The sequence below is a fragment of the Burkholderia sp. MSMB2157WGS genome, from assembly GCF_001532755.1.
In the GTDB taxonomy this organism is placed as follows: Bacteria; Pseudomonadota; Gammaproteobacteria; order Burkholderiales; family Burkholderiaceae; genus Burkholderia.
The window spans coordinates 201,900-221,311 of the sequence record NZ_LPJG01000025.1; the positions used below are offsets into that span (position 1 = coordinate 201,900).

Below are 19,412 nucleotides of genomic sequence, written 5' to 3' on the forward strand. Positions count from 1 at the left end.
GACGCTCAACGCACCCAGCGGCACACCTTGTGATGGTGATGCTCGAAGTGACACACGCGGTGCGGATGCGCTTCGGCGATGGCCGGCACGAGCACGGCGGCGGCCACGGCGGCGGCGGTGAGGGTTTTCAGTAGCGTCTTCATGTCGAGGTCCTGTCGTTGAATGAATCAAGAGTGCGCAGCGGCATCACCACTGCGGCCGCTGATCGTCGCGACGGTCGTCACGGCGGTCATCCCGGCGATCGCGGTCGTCGCGCGGGCCGGGATGCCGGGCTTCCCAGTCGCGGCGCTCCCAGTAGCGATTTCCGTCCCAGTAACGATCGCCATGCCAGCCGATCGTGACTTCGGCAGGGCCAGGGTAGGCGACGCACCCGGCGAGCATCACGCTCGAGAGCGTGCCCACCATGACTGCGGATAACACGATGGATTTCATGTCGTTCTCCCTTGGTAACGGCAAGTGGATCGTACGAGCCCCCAAAATTTCACGTGGTAAGAAGTTGCTACCGCCGATGACACGTGCAGGCGTTTCGTCAGGAACGTGAAAGCATGCGTGCGCGGCGTGCGGGCCGTCCGCGCAGCGCGGATGCGCACCCGTGCGCGCCGACGACGATTCCACCCATTGTTCAGACAAATCCTGATGGTCCAAAGGGTCATCACGTAATCGGATTGAGAATGATTTGCGTTTACGTTAAATTTCCTTATCTCGGAATTTGACGGAGCAGATCGATGGCCATGGCGGAAGTACTCGACCGACCGGCGGCGACCGCGGCAAACCCGTTCCTCGGCAGTTGTCCGGACTTGCCGCCGCGCGCCGCGCCGCGTGCGCGCCGGGCGTCCGAGCCCCGTGCGCAGGGCGCGTTGCTCGACGTGCTGATCGCCCATCGCGCGATGCTCGTCAACGTCGCGCGCGGCTTCGTCGGCTGCGCGAGCCGCGCGGAAGACGTCGTGCACGACGTGTTCGTGAAGCTCGTCGAATTTCCGAACCAGGACGCGGTGCGCCAGCCGGTCGCGTACGTGACGCGGATGGTGCGCAATGCGTCGATCGACGCATGCCGCCGGCAGAGCCTGGAAAACGTCTATCACACGGAAGAGGACGACGGCTTCGACGTGCCGTCGCCCGAGCCGACGCCGGAAGCCGCGCTGATGACGCGCGATACGCTGCGGCGCGTGTGGGCCGCGCTCGACGACCTGCCGGCGCGCAGCCGTGCGGCCTTCGAGATGGTGCGGCTGCGCGAGGAGACGCTGCAGACCGCGGCGCGCGCGCTGAACGTGTCGCAGACGCTCGTGCATTTCATGGTGCGCGACGCGGAGCGCCATTGCGCGGAATGCCTCGACGCATGCCATCGCGGCGTCGCGTGCCCGGTGTTCCTCGGCGGCCGCGCGCGGCGGCGGTAAAAATACGCGCCGGTCAACCGTCTATCAGACAGGAGCGGCCGAATCCGCCGCTTCGCCTCCTTCAACCGCCCAGCGATTTCCGATCATGACGCAAGCCCCGACGCCTTCCGCCGACACCGACGATCTCGTCTATACGGTCGTCATCAACGACGAAGAACAGTATTCGATCTGGCCGACGTTCCGGCCCGTGCCCGCCGGCTGGCGCGAAGTGGGCGTGAGCGGCCCGAAGGCCGATTGTCTCGCGCACATCGAGACCGTCTGGACCGACATGCGCCCGGCGAGCCTGCGCCGCGCGATGGACGGCGAGCGCGCGACGCGCGCGTCGTGACCTGCTGCGCCGCGGGTGCGGCGCCTCACCTGAAGAGGACGTTTGCATGACCCTGCTTTCGTTGCCGACGCTCGACGACCTGCGTATCGAGCCGGGGCTGCCCACCGTCGTGTCGCCGCGCGGCAACGACGGGATGTCGATCGACGACGTCGCGCCGCTGGCGCGCGAGATCGCGGCCGACACGCTCGAACGGGCGGGCGGCGTGCTGTTCACGGGCTTTCGCGTGCCGTCGATCGACGCGTTCCAGCAATTCGCGGCGTCGTTCGGCGATCCGCTGATCGGCTATGAATACGCGTCGACGCCGCGTAGCCAGGTCGAAGGCGCGGTCTACACGTCGACCGAATACCCGCCGCACCGCGCGATTCCGCTGCACAACGAACAGTCGTACACGCGCGAATGGCCGCTGCGCATCTGGTTCCACTGCGCGCTCGCCGCGCCGAAGGGCGGGGCGACGCCGATCGCGGACAGCCGCGCCGTGTACCGTGCGCTCGATCCGGCGCTCGTCGCGCGCTTCGAGAAACGCGAGCTGCTGTACGTGCGCAATTTCGGGCAAGGGCTCGACTTGCCGTGGCAGCAGTCGTTCGGCACCGACGAGCCGGCCGAGGTCGAGCGGATGTGCGCGGCGCGCGGCATCGAGTGCGCGTGGCGTACCGACGACGACGGCGAACTGCTGCTGCGCACGCGCGAACGCTGCCAGGCCATCGCGCGCCATCCACGCACGGGCGAGCGCGTCTGGTTCAACCAGGCGAACCTGTTTCACCTGTCGGCGCTCGACGAAGACATGCAGGAAGCGCTCGTCGATGCGGTCGGGCTCGAGAACGTGCCGCGCAACGTGTACTACGGCGACGGCGAACCGCTCGAGGCCGACGCGCTCGCGCAGATCCGCGGGGTGCTCGACCAGCAGCGCATCGTGTTCCCGTGGCGCACCGGCGACGTGCTGATGCTCGACAACATGCTGAGCGCGCATGCACGCGACCCGTTCGAGGGGCCGCGCAAGGTCGTCGTCGCGATGGCGCAGAGTTACACGGTCCCGCGCGACCGAACGGAGGATCGATGACGCGTAGTACCGCCGCGCTTGCCGCGCGCGGGCTGTCGGTGGGATATCGCGACCATGTCGTGATCGACGGGCTCGACCTGTCGATCGCGGCCGGCCGCGTCACCGCGCTGTGCGGGCCGAACGGCTGCGGCAAGAGCACGCTGCTGCGCACGCTGGCGGGCCTGCAGCCCGCGCGTGCCGGCCATGTCGAAGTGAACGGCAAGCCCCTTGCATCGTTTCGCCGTCGCGCGCTCGCGCGCGAGCTGACGATGCTCGCGCAGTTCAACCAGATTCCGTCTGGCCTCACGGTGCGCGAGCTCGTCGCGTACGGGCGCTATGCGTACGGCGGCTTCCTGCGCGGCCTGTCGCGGATCGATCATGCGGCAATCGACGAGGCGCTCGAGACGAGCGGCCTCGCCGACGATGCGCAGCGCGACGTCGGCGCGCTGTCGGGCGGCGAGCGCCAGCGCGCGTGGATCGCGATGGCGCTCGCGCAGCAGGCGCCGATCGTGCTGCTCGACGAACCGACGACCTATCTCGACATTCATCACCAGCTCGACATCCTCGATGCGCTGCGTGCGCTGAACCGCGCGCGCGGGCTGACGATCGTGTGGGTGCTGCACGACCTGAACCAGGCGGCCGCGTACAGCGACGAGATCGTGCTGATGCGCGCGGGCCGCCTCGTCGCGCAGGGCACGCCCGACGCGATGCTCGACCCGGCGCGGCTGCGCGCGGCGTTCGGCGTCGAGATGCTGAAGCTCGCGCATCCGCGCACGGGCGCACCGATGTGCGTGCCGGCCTACGGGCCGTCGACCGACGGCGCGGCGCAGGCGGCCGGCGTCTTCGACCGGGATCTCGCCGTATGACGACGTTCGCGATGCGCAAGCGCCTCGCGGCGACGGGCCACGGAGCGACGACGGGGCGGGCCGGCGCGATCGCGTTCTGCCTCGTCGCGCTGATCGCGCTGCTCGCGGCGCTGCGGATTGCCCCCGATCTGCGCGTGTGGTGGGGCGCGGCGCCCGGCAGCGATGCCGCGTCGCTCGCGCACGTATTCCTGTTCGATCTCAATCTGCCGCGCGTCGCGGCCGCGCTCGTCGCCGGCGGCTGCCTCGGCATCGCCGGCGCGCTGTTCCAGTCGCTCACGCGCAATCCGCTCGCGTCGCCCGACCTGCTCGGCGTGACGGGCGGCGCCCAGCTCGGCCTGCTCGCGGCGATGCTCGTGCCGGCGCTGGCGGGCGTCGCGTCGGTGCCGCTGCTGTTCGTGTGCGGGCTCGCCGCGGCCGCGTGCGCGATCGTCGCGGCGGGCGGCTGGCGCGCGACGCCGTTGCGGCTCGTGCTCGCGGGCAGCGTGTGCATGCTGCTGTTCGCCGCGCTGTCGACACTCGTGCTCGCGTTCTTCGAGCAGAACATCGCGGGCGCCGCGCTGTGGACCAACGGCAGCCTGTACCAGCCGGGCGCGACGGGTCTCGCGCTCGCCGCGCGCTGGCTCGTCGTGCCGCTGATCGCGCTGCCGTTCGTGATCCGGCCGCTGAATCCGCTCACGCTCGGCGACGATGCGGCGGCCGCGGCCGGCGTGCGCGTCGATGCGACGCGACTCGCCGCGACGATCGTCGCGGTCGCGTTCACGAGCGTGGCCGTCAGCATCGCCGGCCCGCTGTCGTACGTCGGCCTCGTCGCGCCGAACCTGCTGCGCCAGGTGCGCGGCGCGCGCGCGGCCCGGCTCGGCGCGCTGGTGCCGCTGTCGGCGCTCGCCGGCGGCGCGCTCGTGCTCGTCACCGACAGCGCGGTGCTCGCGTCGGGCCTCGACGCGACGCTGTCGACCGGCGTCGCGATCGCACTGGTCGGTACGCCGCTGATGCTCGCGATGATCCGGCGCGGCGCCGCGTGGTCGGGCGTGCTGCACGCGGATGCCGAACGCGCGGCGGGCGGCGGCGCGACGCGGCTCGTCGGCTGGCTTGAACGACTCGACTGGCCGCTGCGCACCGCGCTGTTCGTCGCGACGGGCGGGCTGGTGGTGTTGATCGGCGTGTCGGCCGGGCCGGAGTGGCTGTCGCCCGCGCGCTGGTTGGCCGCGCTGTCCGGTCACGATGCGCTCGCACGCATGCTGATCGACCTGCGCCTGCCGCGCCTGCTGTGCGCACTGCTCGCCGGCGCGCTACTTGCCGTCAGCGGTGTCGCGATGCAGAGCGTCGTGCGCAATCCGCTCGCAGGCCCCGAAGTGCTCGGCGTCACGCAGGGCGCGGGGCTCGTCACGCTGTTCGCGTTGTCGACGTGGCCGCTGATGGGCCACGTGACGCTTGCCGCCGCCGCGCTGATCGGCGGCGGGTTGTCGCTCGCGATCACGCTCGCGCTGAATCACCGGCATCGCTACGCGCCGCTCGCGGTCGCGCTGACGGGCATCGTGATCGGCGCGTTGTGGACCACGCTCGCGCAATGGCTGATCACGCAGGAAAGCGTGCAGCCCGCGCGCTTCGTCGTGTGGCTCGTCGGCGGCACGTATGGCCGCAGTTGGGGCGAGGTGTCGATGCTGTTGCCGTGGTGCGCGCTCGCGGTGCCGGTGTTCGCGTGGCTCGCGAAACCGCTCGACATGCTCGCGCTCGGCGACGACCAGGCCGCTGCGCTCGGCCTGCCGGTGGCGGCGCTGCGGCCGCTCGCGCTGACGATCGCGACGCTTGCCGCGTGCGCGGCGGTCGCGGCGGTCGGGCCGGTCGGCTTCATCGGGCTGATGGCGCCGCACGTCGCGACGATGCTCGGCGCGCGCCGGCATCGCACGCGGCTGTGGCTCGCGGCGGCGTGCGGCGCGTTGATCCTCGGCGCCGCGGATCTCGCGGCGCGCATCGTCGTCGCGCCGCGCGAAGTGCCGGCCGGCGTGCTCACTGCGCTGATCGGCGCACCGTACCTGCTCGGGCTGCTGATTCTCGAGGGGCGCCGCGCCCGGCGCGCGGGGCGATGACGCCGTCGCTCGACGGCGCGCGCGCCACGCGCTTTTCGGCGTTCGCGCCGCAACCGTTCGCCGAACACCTCGACGTCGTGTGGCTCGGCATGCCCGACGATGCACGCGCGCCGGGCCGCATCGTCGTGCCCGTCAGCGCGTTGCCTGCGCACCGCGACGCCGTGCTCGGCGCGATGGTCGACCATTACGGCGGCGATCCGACGCAGCATGCGCGTGCGCTGATGTCGCAGTGGAGCAAATACTATTTCGGCCGCGCGGCGCCGGCCGGCGTCGTCGCCGCGCTGACGCTCGGCCGGCCGCTCGACATGACGCCCGAGCGCACGTTCGTCGCGCTCGACGACGGGATGCCGGCCGCGCTGTATTTCGCGAGCGATGCGCTCGGTGCGCCGTGCGACGATCCCGAGCCGCGCTATGCGGGGCTCGTCGCGCATCTCGGCGCGGTGATCGACCTGCTCGCGGCGATGGGGCGCGTCACGCCGCGCGTGCTGTGGAGCAACGCGGGCAATCTGCTCGACTATCTGCTCGATACGTATCGTTCGCTGCCGTGCGCGGCGGATCCCGTTCGCGACGCGAGCTGGCTGTTCGGTTCGACCTGCGTGCACGGCGAGCCGAATCCGTTGCGCATGCCCGTGCGCGACGCGCTGCCGCGCTCGCCGCTGCTGCCGACGCCGTTTCGCGCGCGCCGCGTGTGCTGCCTGCGCTACGAAATTCCTGGAGAAACGCAACTGTGTGGAAGCTGCCCCCTGCTACTGACGATGGACGACGCGGCGCTGGCCGAGCAGGACGCGATCCGGTGACGCGCCCCGGCCGCCGGCACGCGCTCGGTGCACTCGCCGCGCTCGGCGCCGCGTGCTGCGGCGCGTTGTCCGCATCGGCGGCCGCCGTTTCCGCGGCCGGGGGCGCAAGCGGTACGCAAGGCGCCGTGTCGTTGGCCGGCAATCCCGTCGTGTCGCAGGCCAGCGCGACGATGCCCGTGCGGCCGCAGCGCGTGGTCGCGCTCGACTTCATGTTCGCGGAAAGCGTGATCGCGCTCGACATCGTGCCGGTCGGGATGGCCGATACGGCGTTCTACCCGGGCTGGCTCGGCTACCGGAGCGAGCAGCTCGCGCGCGTGACCGACGTCGGCTCGCGGCAGGAGCCCGGGCTCGAGGCGATCGCGGCGGTCAAGCCGGATCTCGTCATCGGCGTCGGTTTCCGGCATGCGCCGATCTTCGACGCGCTCGACCGGATCGCGCCGACGATCCTGTTCCAGTTCAGCCCGAACGTGTCGGAGGGCGGCGTGCCGGTCACGCAGCTCGACTGGATGCGGCAGATCTTCCGGACGATCGGCAAGGTGACGGGGCGCGACGCGCGCGCGCAGGCAGTCGAAGCGCAACTCGACGCCGGCATCGCGCGCAATGCGGCGCGGCTCGCGGCCGCGGGCCGTAACGGCGAGCGCGTCGCGCTGCTGCAGGATCTCGGCTTGCCCGATCGTTACTGGGCCTATACGGGCAACAGTACGTCCGCGGGCCTCGCGCGGGCGCTCGGGCTCGATCCGTGGCCGAAGAAGCCGACGCGGGAAGGCACGCTGTACGTGACGTCGGCCGATCTGCTGCGGCAGCGCGATCTCGCCGTGCTGTTCGTGACCGCGTCGGGGATGGACGTGCCGTTGTCGGCCAAACTCGATTCGCCGGTGTGGCGTTTCGTGCCCGCGCTGAAGGCGCACCGGATCGCGCTGATCGAGCGCAACATCTGGGGATTCGGCGGCCCGATGTCGGCGCTGAAGCTGGCCGACGTGATGACCGACACGATGCTGAAGCTGCCGGCCGTGCGCTGAGCGCGCGGAGGATGCCGCCGGGGGCAGTCGCTGGGGCCGCCGCGTGAACTGGCAGGTCGCCGTGTTCGCTTGACGATGCGTGGCTTCCGCCTTTTTCTCTTCTCCACGCGTGAGCCGATTCCCTGCCGAAACGACAATCGCCGACACACTGCCAATGCAGCGTGTCGGCGATTTTTCGATCGACCGTCGCGTTACGCGCTCAGCGCATCGACGCCATCCTGCGCACGCAGTCGCGCCGGTTGCGTGTCGCTGACGATGCGCCCGTTGTCGAGCTTCAGCAGACGGTCGGCGAGATCGAAGTAGCGGTCGTCGTGCGTGATCACGATCACGGCCTTGCCGCGCGCGCGCAGCTCGGGCAGCAATTGCTCGTAGAACACGGCCTTGAACGACGGATCCTGGTCGGCCGCCCATTCGTCGAACAGGTAGAACGGACGATCCTCCAGATACGCGACGACGAGCGCGAGCCGCTTGCGCTGCCCGGTCGACAGCGCGCGCGTCGAGAACGCGCCGTCGACCACCTTCACCTTGTGGTCGAGCGCGAGTTTCGCGACGAGCGCGTTCGCCCGCGCGTCGGCCTGCGCGCGCGACGGATCGTCGGGGTCGACGATGCCGAGCAGCGCATCGAACAGATGGAAATCGTTGAACACCGCGCTGAAGCGCTGCCGGTAGGCCGCGCGCTCGCGCCAGCCGATCGTGCGGCCGTCGACCTCGATCGTGCCTTGCTCGGGCTCGTAGAGCCCCGTCAGCACCTTGGCGAGCGTCGTCTTGCCGCTGCCGTTGCCGCCGACGATGAACACGAGCTCGCCCGGCCTGATCGTCAGGTCGATCGGCCCGATGCTGAACATCCGTTCGTCGCGCTCGTGGAAATACGCGTGCGTGACGCCGCGCAGCGTGACGGCGCCGGCCGGCGGCACGTCGGGCGCATCGGCCGCGGGCGGCACCGTGCGCAGCGCGCCGAATTCGGCCATCACGCCTTCGATCCGCGTGAGCGACACGCGCGCCGCGTTGACGGTCGGCAGGTTGTTCAGCAGGCCGTCGAGCGGCACGAGCATGAACAGGAACACGACGACGTAGCCGGCGGCCGCGGCCGGGTCGGCATGCACGCCGAGCTGCGGCCAGAACGACGCGATGCCGAGAAACACGTAGAACAGGAAGATGATCCAGCCGACCCCGACCGCATACGCGCTGAACGCGCGGCGGCGGTGGTCGCGCACCTCGCCGATCGCGGCGCCGAGCTGGCCGTCGACGAACTGGCGTGCGCGCGCATCGTGCAGCTTCAGCTCCTTCGCGCCGGAGAACAGCGAGCCGAGATAGCCGAACAGGCGGTCCTGCGCGTGGCCCGCGGCTTCGAGCGATGCGATCGCGCGGCGGTCGCCGGTGTGATAGCCGAGCGAGCCGGCGACGATCGCGGCCAGCGCCAGCACGCACACGGGCCAGGACAGCCACGCCAGATAGCCGAGGCAGCCGAACACGATCGAGCCGTGCATGACCAGGTTCGGCAACGCGAAGAACAGCATCGACACGTTGGTCGCGTCGTCGGTCAGCACCGACTGCACGGGGGCGGCGCCGATTCGCTCGATGTCGCGCAATTCGGCCGCGCCGACGCGCCGCGCCAGATGCACGCGCAGCCGCGCCATCGTGTCCTGCGACAGGCGGGCAAACAGCGTGCCCGACACGATCCGCGTGACGAGCGCGATCACCGCGCACAGCGCGAAGCGCCACGCGAGCGATGCATCGGCTGCCGCCGGTTGGGACAGCGCGCGGTTCAGCGTCGCGACGAGCAGCACGCTCGCGACGCCGTTCAGCACGCACGCGGTGAGCGCCAGCGCGAGCGACACGCGGCTTTCGCGCAGCAGCGCAAGGATCAGGCGCGCCGCGGGGCGGGCGGGGGAAGCGTCGAGGGACGGCGGGGAAGAAGGCTCGTGGGCGGCTGTCATCGGCAACGTCGGTAAAGGGAAGGCAGGCAATAACGCGAAAACGGCAAATCCGGCGCGAACGCAGCGGGCGGGACCGGCCCCGTTGCGGCGTTCCTCCCTGATAGACGAACGGGCCGCGCAAATATTTAGCCCGATCGTCAAAAAAACGGTCGCGCGCACTTTGCGGGCAAAACGGTAAAAAATCGGCCGCGTCGTTCGTCACACCAGTGAAGCCGCCCCAAGCGGCCCCGAGACTTGGCCGAAGCGGCCGGACCGAAGGACTTCACGCACATGACGAGTTTCCCGACTGCGCTGCATCACCGAATCCGCGCACTGGCGCGCATCGCGCCCGACGCACCCGCGATCGCGGTGCCTTTCCAGAACGACCTGCGCCTGTCGCGCGGTGCGCTCGACGCACGTGCATCGCAACTCGCCCGGCAATTGCGCGCGGCCGGCGTCGGCGCCGAAGTGCGGGTCGGCGTGTGCGTCGAGCGTTCGTGCGAACTGTTCGTCGCGCTGCTGGCCGTGCTCAAGGCAGGCGGCGTGTTCGTGCCGCTCGATCCGCGCCATCCGGCCGCACGCCTCGACTGGATCGTGCAGGACGCGCAACTGCGGCACGGCATCGTCGACGCCGCCGGCCGCGCGGCGCTCGGCGCGCCGTTCGAACACGCGTTCGACGCGACGGCCGACGTATCGGGTGTCGTGCAGGACGATGCGTTCGACGACGACACGACGACCGTGCACCCGCGTTCGGCCGCGTACATGATCTATACGTCGGGCTCGACCGGCACGCCGAAGGCGGTGGTCGTCGAGCACGGGCCGCTCGCCGCGCATTGCGACGCGCTCGCGGCCGCGCTGCCGATCGAGGCGGGCGACCGTCTGCTGCATTTCGCGTCGGTCAATTTCGACGCCGCGCACGAATGCTGGCTCGCGCCGCTCGCGGTCGGCGCCGGCATCGTCGTCGCGCCGCCGCAGCCGTTCTCGCCGGACGCCGCGCATGCGCTGATGGTGCGCGAAGCGGTCAGCGTCGCGGCATTTCCGCCCGCTTACCTGCGCGAATTCGCGGCCGTCGCCGCGCGCGACGGCGTGCCGCCGGCCTTGCGCGTACTCGCGTTCGGCGGCGAAGCGCTGCCGCAGCAGGCGTTCGAATGCGTGCGCCGCACGTTCCCGGCAGTCCGCCTGATCAACGGTTACGGGCCGACCGAGGCCGTGATCTCGCCGATGCTGTGGCCGGTCGAGCCGGGCGAAACGCCGGCGCTGGCCGCGGACGACGCGTATGCGTCGCTGCCGATCGGCCGCGCGATCGGCCCGCGCGTGGCGCGCATCGACGGCGCTGCAGCCGATGGCGTGGGCGAGTTGCTGCTCGGCGGCGTCTGCGTCGCACGCGGTTATCACGGTCGCGCGGCGCTCACGGCCGAACGTTTCATTCCCGATGCGCACGGCGAACCCGGTGCGCGCGTCTATCGCACCGGCGACCTCGCACGCCAGCGCGACGACGGCGCGTTCGACTATCTCGGGCGCCTCGACGATCAGGTTCAGGTGCGCGGCGTGCGCGTGGAGCCGGCGGAAATCGCCGCATGCCTGCGCGCGCACCCGGCCGTGGCCGACGCGGCCGTGGTGGCCGAAACCGCCAATGGGCCGACGCGGCTGATCGCGTGCGTCGCGCTGCGCGCGGCGGCCGACGATGCCGCATTGAAGGCGCACGTGGCCGCGCACTTGCCGGCCGCGTGGCAGCCGCATCGGTTCGTGCGTTGCGATGCGCTGCCGTACACGCTGAACGGCAAGCTCGACCGTGCCGCGCTGCGTGAGCGGATCGCCGCCGCGCGCGACACGGCGCAAGCCGCGGGCGATGCGCCGCGCACGCCGACCGAGCGGCAGATCGCGAGCCTCTGGCAGACGCTGCTGGGCCTCGACGTCGCGCCGTCGCGCGACGATCGCTTCTTCGCGCTGGGCGCCGATTCGCTCGCCGCGATGCAGTTGCAGGCCGCGATCCGCGCCACCGTGCGCGTGAATCTGCGGCTCGATACGCTGTTCGCCGATCCTGCGCTCGCCGAACTGGCCGCAACGCTCGACCGGGCGGAACGCGAGACCGGCGAACCGGTGGCCGCGATTGCCGCGCGCCGTGCGACGGCCGATGCGGCGGCGCCGGGTGCGCAGGGTGCGCCGCACGTCGACCGTGCGGCGTCGCTCGCACAGCAACGTTTCTGGGTGCTCGCGCAAACGCGCGACGCAAGCGCCGCGTATCACATCGCCGCACACTGGACGATCGACGGCGTGCTCGACCGCGACGCGCTGCAGCGTGCGCTCGATCACGTGATCGGCCGTCATGAAGCCTGGCGCACGACGCTCGTCGACAACGACGACGGTGTCGTGATGCAGCGGATTCATGCGCATCTGCCGGTGCCGATCGCCGCGGTCGACCTGCGCGACCAGCCGCCGGCCACCCGCGACGCGCAAGCCGCCCGTCTCGCCGAGCGCGACGCGGCCGAACCGTTCGACCTCGCGCGCGGCCCGCTGCTGCGCGCGACGCTGATCGCGCTCGCCGACGATCGTCACCGCCTGCTGCTGACCGCGCATCACGCGATCACCGATGGCTGGAGCTCGCGCTGCGCATTCGACGAACTGTCGGCTGCGTACCGCGCGTATGCCGAAGGCCGCGAACCGTCGCTGCCCGAATTGCCGATCCAGTACGCCGACTACGCGGCCTGGCAGCGCGACATGCTGGCCGGCGGCGAGGGCGCGCGCCAGCTCGACTACTGGCGCGGCGCGTTGCGCGACGTGCCGGGCCCGCTCGCGCTGCCGGTCGACCGCCAGCCGGGCGCGGTACGCACGCTGCACGGCGCGCGCGTGTCGGTGCGCCTGCCCGACGCGGTCGCAGCCGACGTGCGGCAGCTCGCACGCGACGCACGGGCCACCGTCTTCACGGTGCTGCTGGCCGCGCTCGGCGCGTGGCTGTCGCGCCTGACCGGCGAAACGGACGTCGTCGTCGCGGTGCCGGTCGCGCATCGCCAGCGCCCCGAAACGCGTGCGTTGCTGGGGCTTTTCCTGAATACGGTCGCGCTGCGCGTACGCGTGGCGCCGACGCTGCCGTTCCGCGCGCTCGTCGACGCGGCGCGCACCGCGGCGCTCGACGCGGTCGCGCACCAGGACGTGCCGTTCGAGCGCGTCGTCGACGCCGTGAAACCGCCCGTCAAGCGCGGCGACGAATGGCTGCGGGTGAAGTTCGCGCAGCAGTTCGACGCACGGCACGACAGCGTGCTGCCGGGCGCCACGGCGGTCGCGACGCCGGGGCCCGATCTCGCCGCGCGCTTCGACTTCGCGCTGGATTTCACCGACGACGCGAACGGAATCGAACTGGTCGCGGCCTATGCGACCGACTGCATCGATGCCGATACCGCGCGCGCATGGCTCGACAGCTATGCGGCGCTCGTCGGCGCGGCCGCGCACGATCCGCAGCACACGACGGCCACGCTGCCGTGCGACGCATCGGCCGCGACGCGCCAGCCGCGCGACGGCCGTGCGCTGCAAGTCGAGCATGCCGACGTCGTCGCCGCATTCGCCCGGCAGGCGGCCGCGTATCCGCATCGCATCGCGCTTTCCGACGCGTCGGCATCGCTGACGTTCGCCGAGCTCGACGACGCATCGAACCGCATCGCGCGGGCGTTGGCGCAACGCGGCGTGGGCGCCGAAGCGGCCGTCGTCGTCTGCATCGAGCGCTCGGCGCGTTTCGTCGTCGGTCTGCTCGGCGCGCTGAAAGCCGGCGCGCTGGCCGTGCTGCTCGATCCCGCGCAGCCGGCCGCGCGACTCGCCGCGGCGGCGGCCGACTGCGGCGCGCGCTGGGCGCTCGTCGCGGAGCCGGCCGCGTGGCCGGCGGGCCTCGACGCGCAGCCGCTCGACGTCGACGCGCTCGTGCAGGACGCGACGCTCGCCCATGCGGCCGGCGTGCGCGTCGCGCCGCACCCGGAACAGGGCGCGTACCTGATCTATACGTCGGGCTCGACCGGCGCGCCGAAGGGCGTCGTCGTCTCGCACGGCGCGCTGGCCGACTACGTGCAGGGGATGCTCGACGAATTCGCATTCGCACCCGATGCGTCGTTCGCGATGGTGTCGACCGTTGCGGCCGATCTCGGCCACACGACGCTGTTCGGCGCGTTGTGCGCGGGCCGCACGCTGCACCTGCTGCCGGCCGCGTGCGCGTTCGATCCGGATCTGTTCGCCGACGAAATGCGCCGTCGCGACGTCGGCGTGCTGAAGATCGTGCCGAGCCATCTGCAGGCGCTGCTCGATGCGCGCGCGCCGGCCGACGTGCTGCCGCGCCACGCGCTCGTCACGGGCGGCGAAACGCTCACGTGGGCGCTGGTCGCGCGGCTCGCCGCGCTCGCGCCTGCCTGCCGCGTGATCAACCATTACGGGCCGACCGAAGCGACGGTCGGCGCGATCGCATGCGACACGGCGTCGATCGCCGCCGGCGCGCGCGATCCCGCGAGCGGCGTACCGCTCGGCGTACCGCTGCCGAATGCGCGCGCGCTAGTGCTCGACGCGTTCGGCGCGTGCGTGCCGGCCGGCGCGACGGGCGAGCTGTATCTGGGCGGGCCGGGCGTCGCACGCGGCTATCTCGGACGCCCGGCGCAAACCGCCGAACGCTTCGTGCCCGATCCGTTCACGCCCGGCGCGCGGCTGTATCGCACGGGCGATCGCGTGCGGTTGCGCGCGGACGGCCGCCTCGTCTTCCTCGGCCGTATCGACGACCAGGTGAAGATTCGCGGCTACCGCGTCGAGCCGGGCGAGGTGAGTGCGGCCGTGCGCGCGGCCGGCCCGATCGCGCAGGCCGAAACGCTCGCGATCGAGCACGATGGCCGCCTGCGGCTCGCGACGTTCGTCGTGATGCGCGACGGCGCGACATTCGACGAGGCCGCGATGCGCGCCGCGCTCGCCGCGACGCTGCCCGACTACATGGTGCCCGCGCAATTCGTCGCGCTGGCGCGCCTGCCCGTGACGGCGAACGGCAAGATCGATCGCGCGGCATTGCGCGAGCGGGCGGCCGTGCCGGTCGCGGTTGCGTCCGGCGACGCGCCGCAGGGCGCGGTCGAAACGGTGCTCGCCGACGTCTGGCAGGCCGTGCTGAAGGCGCCGAAAGTCGGCCGCGACGACAATTTCTTCGAACTCGGCGGCGATTCGATCCTCGTGCTGCAGGTGATCGCCCGTGCGCGCAAGCGCGGCGTGCGCTTCACGCCGAAACAGCTGTTCGACGGGCCGACCGTCGCCGAACTCGCACGCATCGCGAAAACGGACGACACGGCCATCGCCGCCCGGCCAGCAAGCGCGGACGCGACTGCCGTCGCGCTGCCGGCTGCCACGTCGATCCTGACGCCCGCGCAGCAACGCTTCTTCGCGCTCGATATCCCGCACCGCGGCCACTGGAACCAGGCGGTGTCGTTCGATGTGCGCGGCGCGTTCGACGCGGACGCGTTCGCCCGCGCATTCGACGCGCTGCTCACGCATCACGACGCGTTCCGTCAGCGCTTCGCGCGCGGCGCGGATGGCACGTGGCACGCGAGCGATGCGGCGAAGCCGTACGACGCGCTGCCGTTCGTCGAAGTCGCCGCGCGCGACGAAGCCGACGCGCTGGCGCGCTTCGACGCGCTGCAACGCCGTCTCGACCTCGGCAGCGGGCCGCTCGCGTGCGCGTGCGCGGCACGGCTGCCGAACGGTTCGACGCGGCTCTATCTCGCGATTCACCATGCGATCGTCGACGGCGTGTCGTGGCGAATCCTGCTCGACGACCTGGACACCGCTTATCGCGCCGCATGCGAGCGCACGCCGATCCGCCTGTCGCAACCGGGCCTGCGCGCGGACGTGTGGGCCGCCCGGCTCGCCCGCGCCGCAACGGAACCGGCGTCGCCGTTCGCCGCCGAAGCCGCCTACTGGGCCGGCATGGCGCAGGGCGACGACATCGTGCCCGATCACCCCGATGCAGCGGCGACGAACGCCGACGCGGCCGTCGTCGTGCAGACGATCGACGCGGCATTGACCCGCGCCGCGCTGACCGACGCGCACGCGGCCTATCGCACGCAGACGATCGAGCTGCTCGGCGCGGCGCTCGCGCTGGCGCTGGCCGGCGCGCGCGGCGCCGCATCGTGCCGGGTCGAACTGGAAGGGCACGGCCGCGAAGCGCTGTTCGACGACGCGGATGCCAGCCGCACGATCGGCTGGCTGACGAGTCATTACCCGGTGACGCTGCCGGTCGAAGCGACGGCCCGCGACACGCTGTGCGCGGTCAAGGACACGCTGCGCGCGGTGCCGCACAAGGGGCTCGGCTTCGGCGTGCTCACTCACCATGGCGATACGGCGACGCGCGCGACGCTGGCCGCCGTGCCGCGCCCGCGCGTCACGTTCAACTATCTCGGCCAGTTCGACGCGCCGCGCGATGCACTGCTCGTCCCGCGTTTCGGCGGCACCGGCGTCGAGCGCGACCCGCAGGGCCCGCTCGGCAATACGCTCGCGATCCATGCGTACCTCGACGCGGACGGCGACGGCGCGCGCACGCTGAAGGTTCACTGGGTCTACGGTGTGCCGCAATTCGAACGCGCGACGATCGACGCGTGCGCCGAACGTTTCGCGCTCGCGCTGCGCGAACTCGTCGATGCCTGCGCGTCGCGCGTCGCGCATCGCGGCGGCGGCGCGACGCCGGGCGATTTCCCGCTCGCGCAGGCGGCCGGTCTCACGCAGGCCGCGATCGAGCGCGCACCGCTCGACTGGCGCGCGATCGACGACGTGTATCCGCTGTCGCCGATGCAGCAGGGCATCCTGTTCCATGCGCTGTTCGCGCCCGGCCACGCGAGCTACGTGAACCAGCTCGTCGCGACCGCAACGGCGCTCGACGCCGACCGGCTCGCGGCCGCGTTCGACGCATCCGTCGCGCGTCACGACATCCTGCGCACGAGCGTGATGCCCGACGAAGCCGCGCCGCTGCAGTGCGTGCATCGTCACGCGCGCATGCCGGTCGAGCAGCTCGACTGGCGCACGCGCGGCGACACGCTCGACGCCGATTTCGACGCGTGGCTCGCGGCCGATCGCGCACGCGGCTTCGACTGGCGCGAGCCGCCGCTGATGCGGCTCACGCTGATCCGCGTGACGGACGACGCATGGCGCGTCGTATGGACGCGTCACCACGTGCTGCTCGACGGCTGGAGCACCGCGCGGCTGCTCGCCGACGTGCTGCGCGACTACCGCGACCCCGACGCCGTGTCGCCGTTCGCGAGCCGTCCGGCGCTGCGCTATCGCGACTTCATCGCGTGGCTCGGCACGCGCGAGCGCGACGCCGACGAGCGCTTCTGGACCGAGCGCCTGGCGCGGCTCGATGCGCCCACGCTGATCGCGGAACGCACGGCCGACCGCGCGGATGCCGAGATGGTCACGTGGCGCGCGACGCTCGACGCCGACACGACGATGCGCGTCGCGCAGACCGCCCGCGCGTTGAAACTGACCGTCAACACGCTGGTGCAGGGCGCATGGGCGCTCGCGCTGCAGCGGATGACGCACCAGCCGGCCGTCGCGTTCGGCGCGACCGTCGCGGGCCGTCCCGATGCGCTCGCGGACGTCGACTCAGTGCTCGGTCTTTTCATCAACACGCTGCCGGTGATCACCGCGCCGGCGCCGCAGCAACGGGCGGCCGACTGGCTGCACACGCTGCAACGCGAGAACGCGGCCGCCGCCGAACACGCGCACACGCCGCTCGCCGACATCCAGCGCTGGGCGCGCGGGGCGGGCGGCGCACTGTTCGATACGCTCGTCGTATTCGAGAACTATCCGGTGGACGACACCGCGCGCGATGCCGATCCGCGCGGGCTGGCGTTGAGCGGCGTACGCAGCATCGAAGCGACCGATTTCGCGCTGACGCTCGTGATCGAAACCGGCGTCGAACTGACGATCGACTACGGCTACGACACCGCGCGCATCGACGCGCGTCAGGTCGAGACCTGGCACCGCGCCTTCGCCTGCGCGCTCGATGCGCTGGCCCGGACGCCCGACGCGCGGCTCGGCACGCTGTCGATCGCCGACGATGCGACCCGCGATGCGCTGACGCGTGCGCAGGACACCGCGCGTACCTGGCCGGTGGCACGACGGCAACCGCTGCACCTGCAATTCGGCGACGCGGCACGGGCGACGCCCGACGCGACCGCGCTCGAATACGCGGACGCTCACGGCCATGTGCAGCGCGCGACCTATCGCGAACTCGACGCCGCGACGTCGCGCATTGCCGCCGCGCTGCGCCGGCGGGGCGTGCAGCCCGATACGCCGGTCGCGTTGTGCGTCGAGCGCTCGTTCGACATGGTGATGGCGCTCGTCGGCGTGCTGAAGGCCGGCGCCGCGTATCTGCCGGTCGATCCCGACTATCCGGCCGAGCGCATTGCGTACCTGCTGCGCGACGCGCGGCCGGCCGTCGCGATCACGCAGGCGCATCTGCGCGAACAGGTCGAGGCCGCGCTGGGCGAGGGCGCCGGGACGCAACTGCTGACGGTCGCGGACCTGCTGGCCGACGAAGCGGGCGATACCGACGATGATGCCGCCGCGATCGACGACGCGCAGCTCGCGTACCTGATCTACACGTCCGGCTCGACCGGCAAGCCGAAGGGCGCCGGCAACACGCACGGCGCGCTCGCGAACCGGATCGCGTGGATGCAGCACGCGTACCGGCTGACGCGCGACGACGTCGTGCTGCACAAGACGCCGTTCGGCTTCGACGTGTCGGTGTGGGAATTCGTGTGGCCGCTCGCGATCGGCGCGAAGCTCGCGATCGCGGCGCCGGGCGACCACCGCGATCCGGCGCGTCTGGCCGCCGCGATCCACGCGCACGGCGTGACGGTGCTGCATTTCGTGCCGTCGATGCTCGCGGCGTTCGCCGCGTATCTCGACGACTTCTCGGCCGCCGCGCAATGCGACAGCGTGCGCCTGATCGTCGCGAGCGGGGAGGCGCTGGCGCCCGAACTCGTCGCGAAGATGGCGCGCCTCTTGCCGAACGCGACGCTCGTGAACCTGTACGGGCCGACCGAAGCCGCGATCGACGTGTCGCACTGGACCTGCGGCCCCGACGACGCGCATGCGGTCGCGGTGCCGATCGGCCATCCGATCGCGAACCTGCAACTGCACGTGCTCGATGCCGCGTGGCAGCCGGTGCCGGCCGGCGCGACCGGCGAACTGTATCTCGCGGGCGCGGGCCTCGCACGCGGCTATCTCGGCCGTCCGGCGCTGACCGCCGAGCGCTTCGTGCCCGATCCGTTCGTGCCGGGGGGCCGCATGTACCGCACCGGTGACCTCGCACGCCGGCGCGCGGACGGCGCGCTCGACTACCTCGGCCGTGTCGACACGCAGGTGAAGCTGCGCGGCCAGCGAATCGAGCCGGGCGAGATCGAGGCGCTGCTGCGCGCGGCGCCGGGCGTCAACGACGCGGTCGTGATCGTGCGCGACGAGCAACTGATCGGCTACGTCGCCCGCGGCGACGCGGGTCCGCTCGACCGCGCGGCGTTGCTCGACGCGCTGCGTGCGCAACTGCCGGCGTACATGGTGCCGTCGCAGCTGATCGAACTCGATGCATTGCCCGTCACGCCGAACGGCAAGTGCGACCGCCATGCGCTGCCCGCGCCGGTGCGTGAAGTGGCCGAAGCCGTCGAACTCGCAACCGATACCGAGCGTGCGCTCGCGCAAATCTGGCAGCGCGTGCTGCACGTGGACGCGATCGGTCGCGACGGCGATTTCTTCCTGCTCGGCGGCCACTCGCTGCTCGCGACGCAGGCCCACGCGCAGGCCAACCTGCACTGGGGGCTCGCGCTGCCGCTGCGCACGCTGTTCGACACGCGCACGCTGGCGCGCTGCGCGCAAGCGATCGACGCGGCCTGCGCGGCACGCGGCGCAACCGATGCGGCAAGCGCGATCGACGCGCTGCTCGGCGAACTGGAAACCCAATAAGGA

The 19,412-nt window shown here is 71.7% G+C and carries 11 protein-coding genes; 8 read left to right on the forward strand and 3 right to left on the reverse strand.

Annotation, left to right across the window (positions count from 1 at the left end; genetic code table 11):
* Nucleotides 1-5: 5 nt before the first annotated feature.
* A complete protein-coding gene (locus WT53_RS33865; protein ID WP_014897078.1) occupies nucleotides 6-143 on the reverse strand; it encodes an HHHH-motif protein in 138 nt (45 codons plus the stop codon).
* 43 nt (nucleotides 144-186) lie between these two features.
* Nucleotides 187-432 (reverse strand): hypothetical protein, encoded by a 246-nt coding sequence (locus tag WT53_RS15910; protein ID WP_060260553.1) that lies wholly within the window; start codon nucleotides 430-432, stop codon nucleotides 187-189.
* 293 nt (nucleotides 433-725) lie between these two features.
* Between WT53_RS15910 and WT53_RS15915 the strand changes: the two genes are divergently transcribed.
* The 7 genes from WT53_RS15915 (at nucleotide 726) to WT53_RS15945 (ending at nucleotide 7,527) form a co-directional block, all read left to right on the forward strand.
* Nucleotides 726-1,394 carry an RNA polymerase factor sigma-70 gene (locus tag WT53_RS15915; RefSeq protein ID WP_059785676.1) on the forward strand — a complete coding sequence of 223 codons (669 nt, stop codon included), beginning with the start codon at nucleotides 726-728 and terminating at the stop codon, nucleotides 1,392-1,394.
* Nucleotides 1,395-1,479: 85 nt separating this feature from the next.
* A complete protein-coding gene (locus tag WT53_RS15920) occupies nucleotides 1,480-1,722 on the forward strand; it encodes an MbtH family NRPS accessory protein (protein ID WP_006476052.1) in 243 nt (80 codons plus the stop codon).
* Between the two features lie 46 nt (nucleotides 1,723-1,768).
* Nucleotides 1,769-2,779 (forward strand): TauD/TfdA family dioxygenase, encoded by a 1,011-nt coding sequence (locus WT53_RS15925; protein WP_059785680.1) that lies wholly within the window; start codon nucleotides 1,769-1,771, stop codon nucleotides 2,777-2,779.
* Nucleotides 2,776-3,624 (forward strand): ABC transporter ATP-binding protein, encoded by an 849-nt coding sequence (locus tag WT53_RS15930; RefSeq protein ID WP_034207281.1) that lies wholly within the window; start codon nucleotides 2,776-2,778, stop codon nucleotides 3,622-3,624. The genes WT53_RS15925 and WT53_RS15930 overlap by 4 nt, the downstream gene beginning before the upstream one ends.
* Nucleotides 3,621-5,711: a Fe(3+)-hydroxamate ABC transporter permease FhuB gene (gene fhuB, locus WT53_RS15935; protein WP_060260556.1), complete on the forward strand. Its 2,091-nt coding sequence runs from the start codon at nucleotides 3,621-3,623 to the stop codon at nucleotides 5,709-5,711. The genes WT53_RS15930 and fhuB overlap by 4 nt, the downstream gene beginning before the upstream one ends.
* Entirely contained in the window at nucleotides 5,708-6,508 is an 801-nt protein-coding gene (gene fhuF / locus WT53_RS15940) for a siderophore-iron reductase FhuF (RefSeq protein ID WP_059785687.1), read from the forward strand. The genes fhuB and fhuF overlap by 4 nt, the downstream gene beginning before the upstream one ends.
* A complete protein-coding gene (locus WT53_RS15945; RefSeq protein ID WP_060260559.1) occupies nucleotides 6,505-7,527 on the forward strand; it encodes an ABC transporter substrate-binding protein in 1,023 nt (340 codons plus the stop codon). Before fhuF ends, WT53_RS15945 begins: the two co-directional genes overlap by 4 nt.
* Before the next feature lie 191 nt (nucleotides 7,528-7,718).
* On the opposite strand, the gene WT53_RS15950 is transcribed toward WT53_RS15945, so the two are convergent.
* Nucleotides 7,719-9,464, reverse strand: a complete 1,746-nt coding sequence (locus tag WT53_RS15950; RefSeq protein ID WP_060260562.1) for a cyclic peptide export ABC transporter — start codon at nucleotides 9,462-9,464, stop codon at nucleotides 7,719-7,721.
* 270 nt (nucleotides 9,465-9,734) lie between these two features.
* On the opposite strand from WT53_RS15950, the gene WT53_RS15955 reads away from it, so the two are divergent.
* Complete coding sequence (locus WT53_RS15955) at nucleotides 9,735-19,409, forward strand: non-ribosomal peptide synthetase (protein ID WP_060260749.1); 9,675 nt, start codon at nucleotides 9,735-9,737, stop codon at nucleotides 19,407-19,409.
* Nucleotides 19,410-19,412: the final 3 nt, after the last annotated feature.

Coding starts and splice junctions, on each gene's coding strand:
- WT53_RS33865 (WP_014897078.1), bottom strand. CDS start 143: ATGAAGACGCTACTGAAAACCCTCACCGCCGCCGCCGTGGCCGCCGCC.
- WT53_RS15910 (WP_060260553.1), bottom strand. CDS start 432: ATGAAATCCATCGTGTTATCCGCAGTCATGGTGGGCACGCTCTCGAGC.
- WT53_RS15915 (WP_059785676.1), top strand. CDS start 726: ATGGCCATGGCGGAAGTACTCGACCGACCGGCGGCGACCGCGGCAAAC.
- WT53_RS15920 (WP_006476052.1), top strand. CDS start 1,480: ATGACGCAAGCCCCGACGCCTTCCGCCGACACCGACGATCTCGTCTAT.
- WT53_RS15925 (WP_059785680.1), top strand. CDS start 1,769: ATGACCCTGCTTTCGTTGCCGACGCTCGACGACCTGCGTATCGAGCCG.
- WT53_RS15930 (WP_034207281.1), top strand. CDS start 2,776: ATGACGCGTAGTACCGCCGCGCTTGCCGCGCGCGGGCTGTCGGTGGGA.
- fhuB (WP_060260556.1), top strand. CDS start 3,621: ATGACGACGTTCGCGATGCGCAAGCGCCTCGCGGCGACGGGCCACGGA.
- fhuF (WP_059785687.1), top strand. CDS start 5,708: ATGACGCCGTCGCTCGACGGCGCGCGCGCCACGCGCTTTTCGGCGTTC.
- WT53_RS15950 (WP_060260562.1), bottom strand. CDS start 9,464: ATGACAGCCGCCCACGAGCCTTCTTCCCCGCCGTCCCTCGACGCTTCC.
- WT53_RS15955 (WP_060260749.1), top strand. CDS start 9,735: ATGACGAGTTTCCCGACTGCGCTGCATCACCGAATCCGCGCACTGGCG.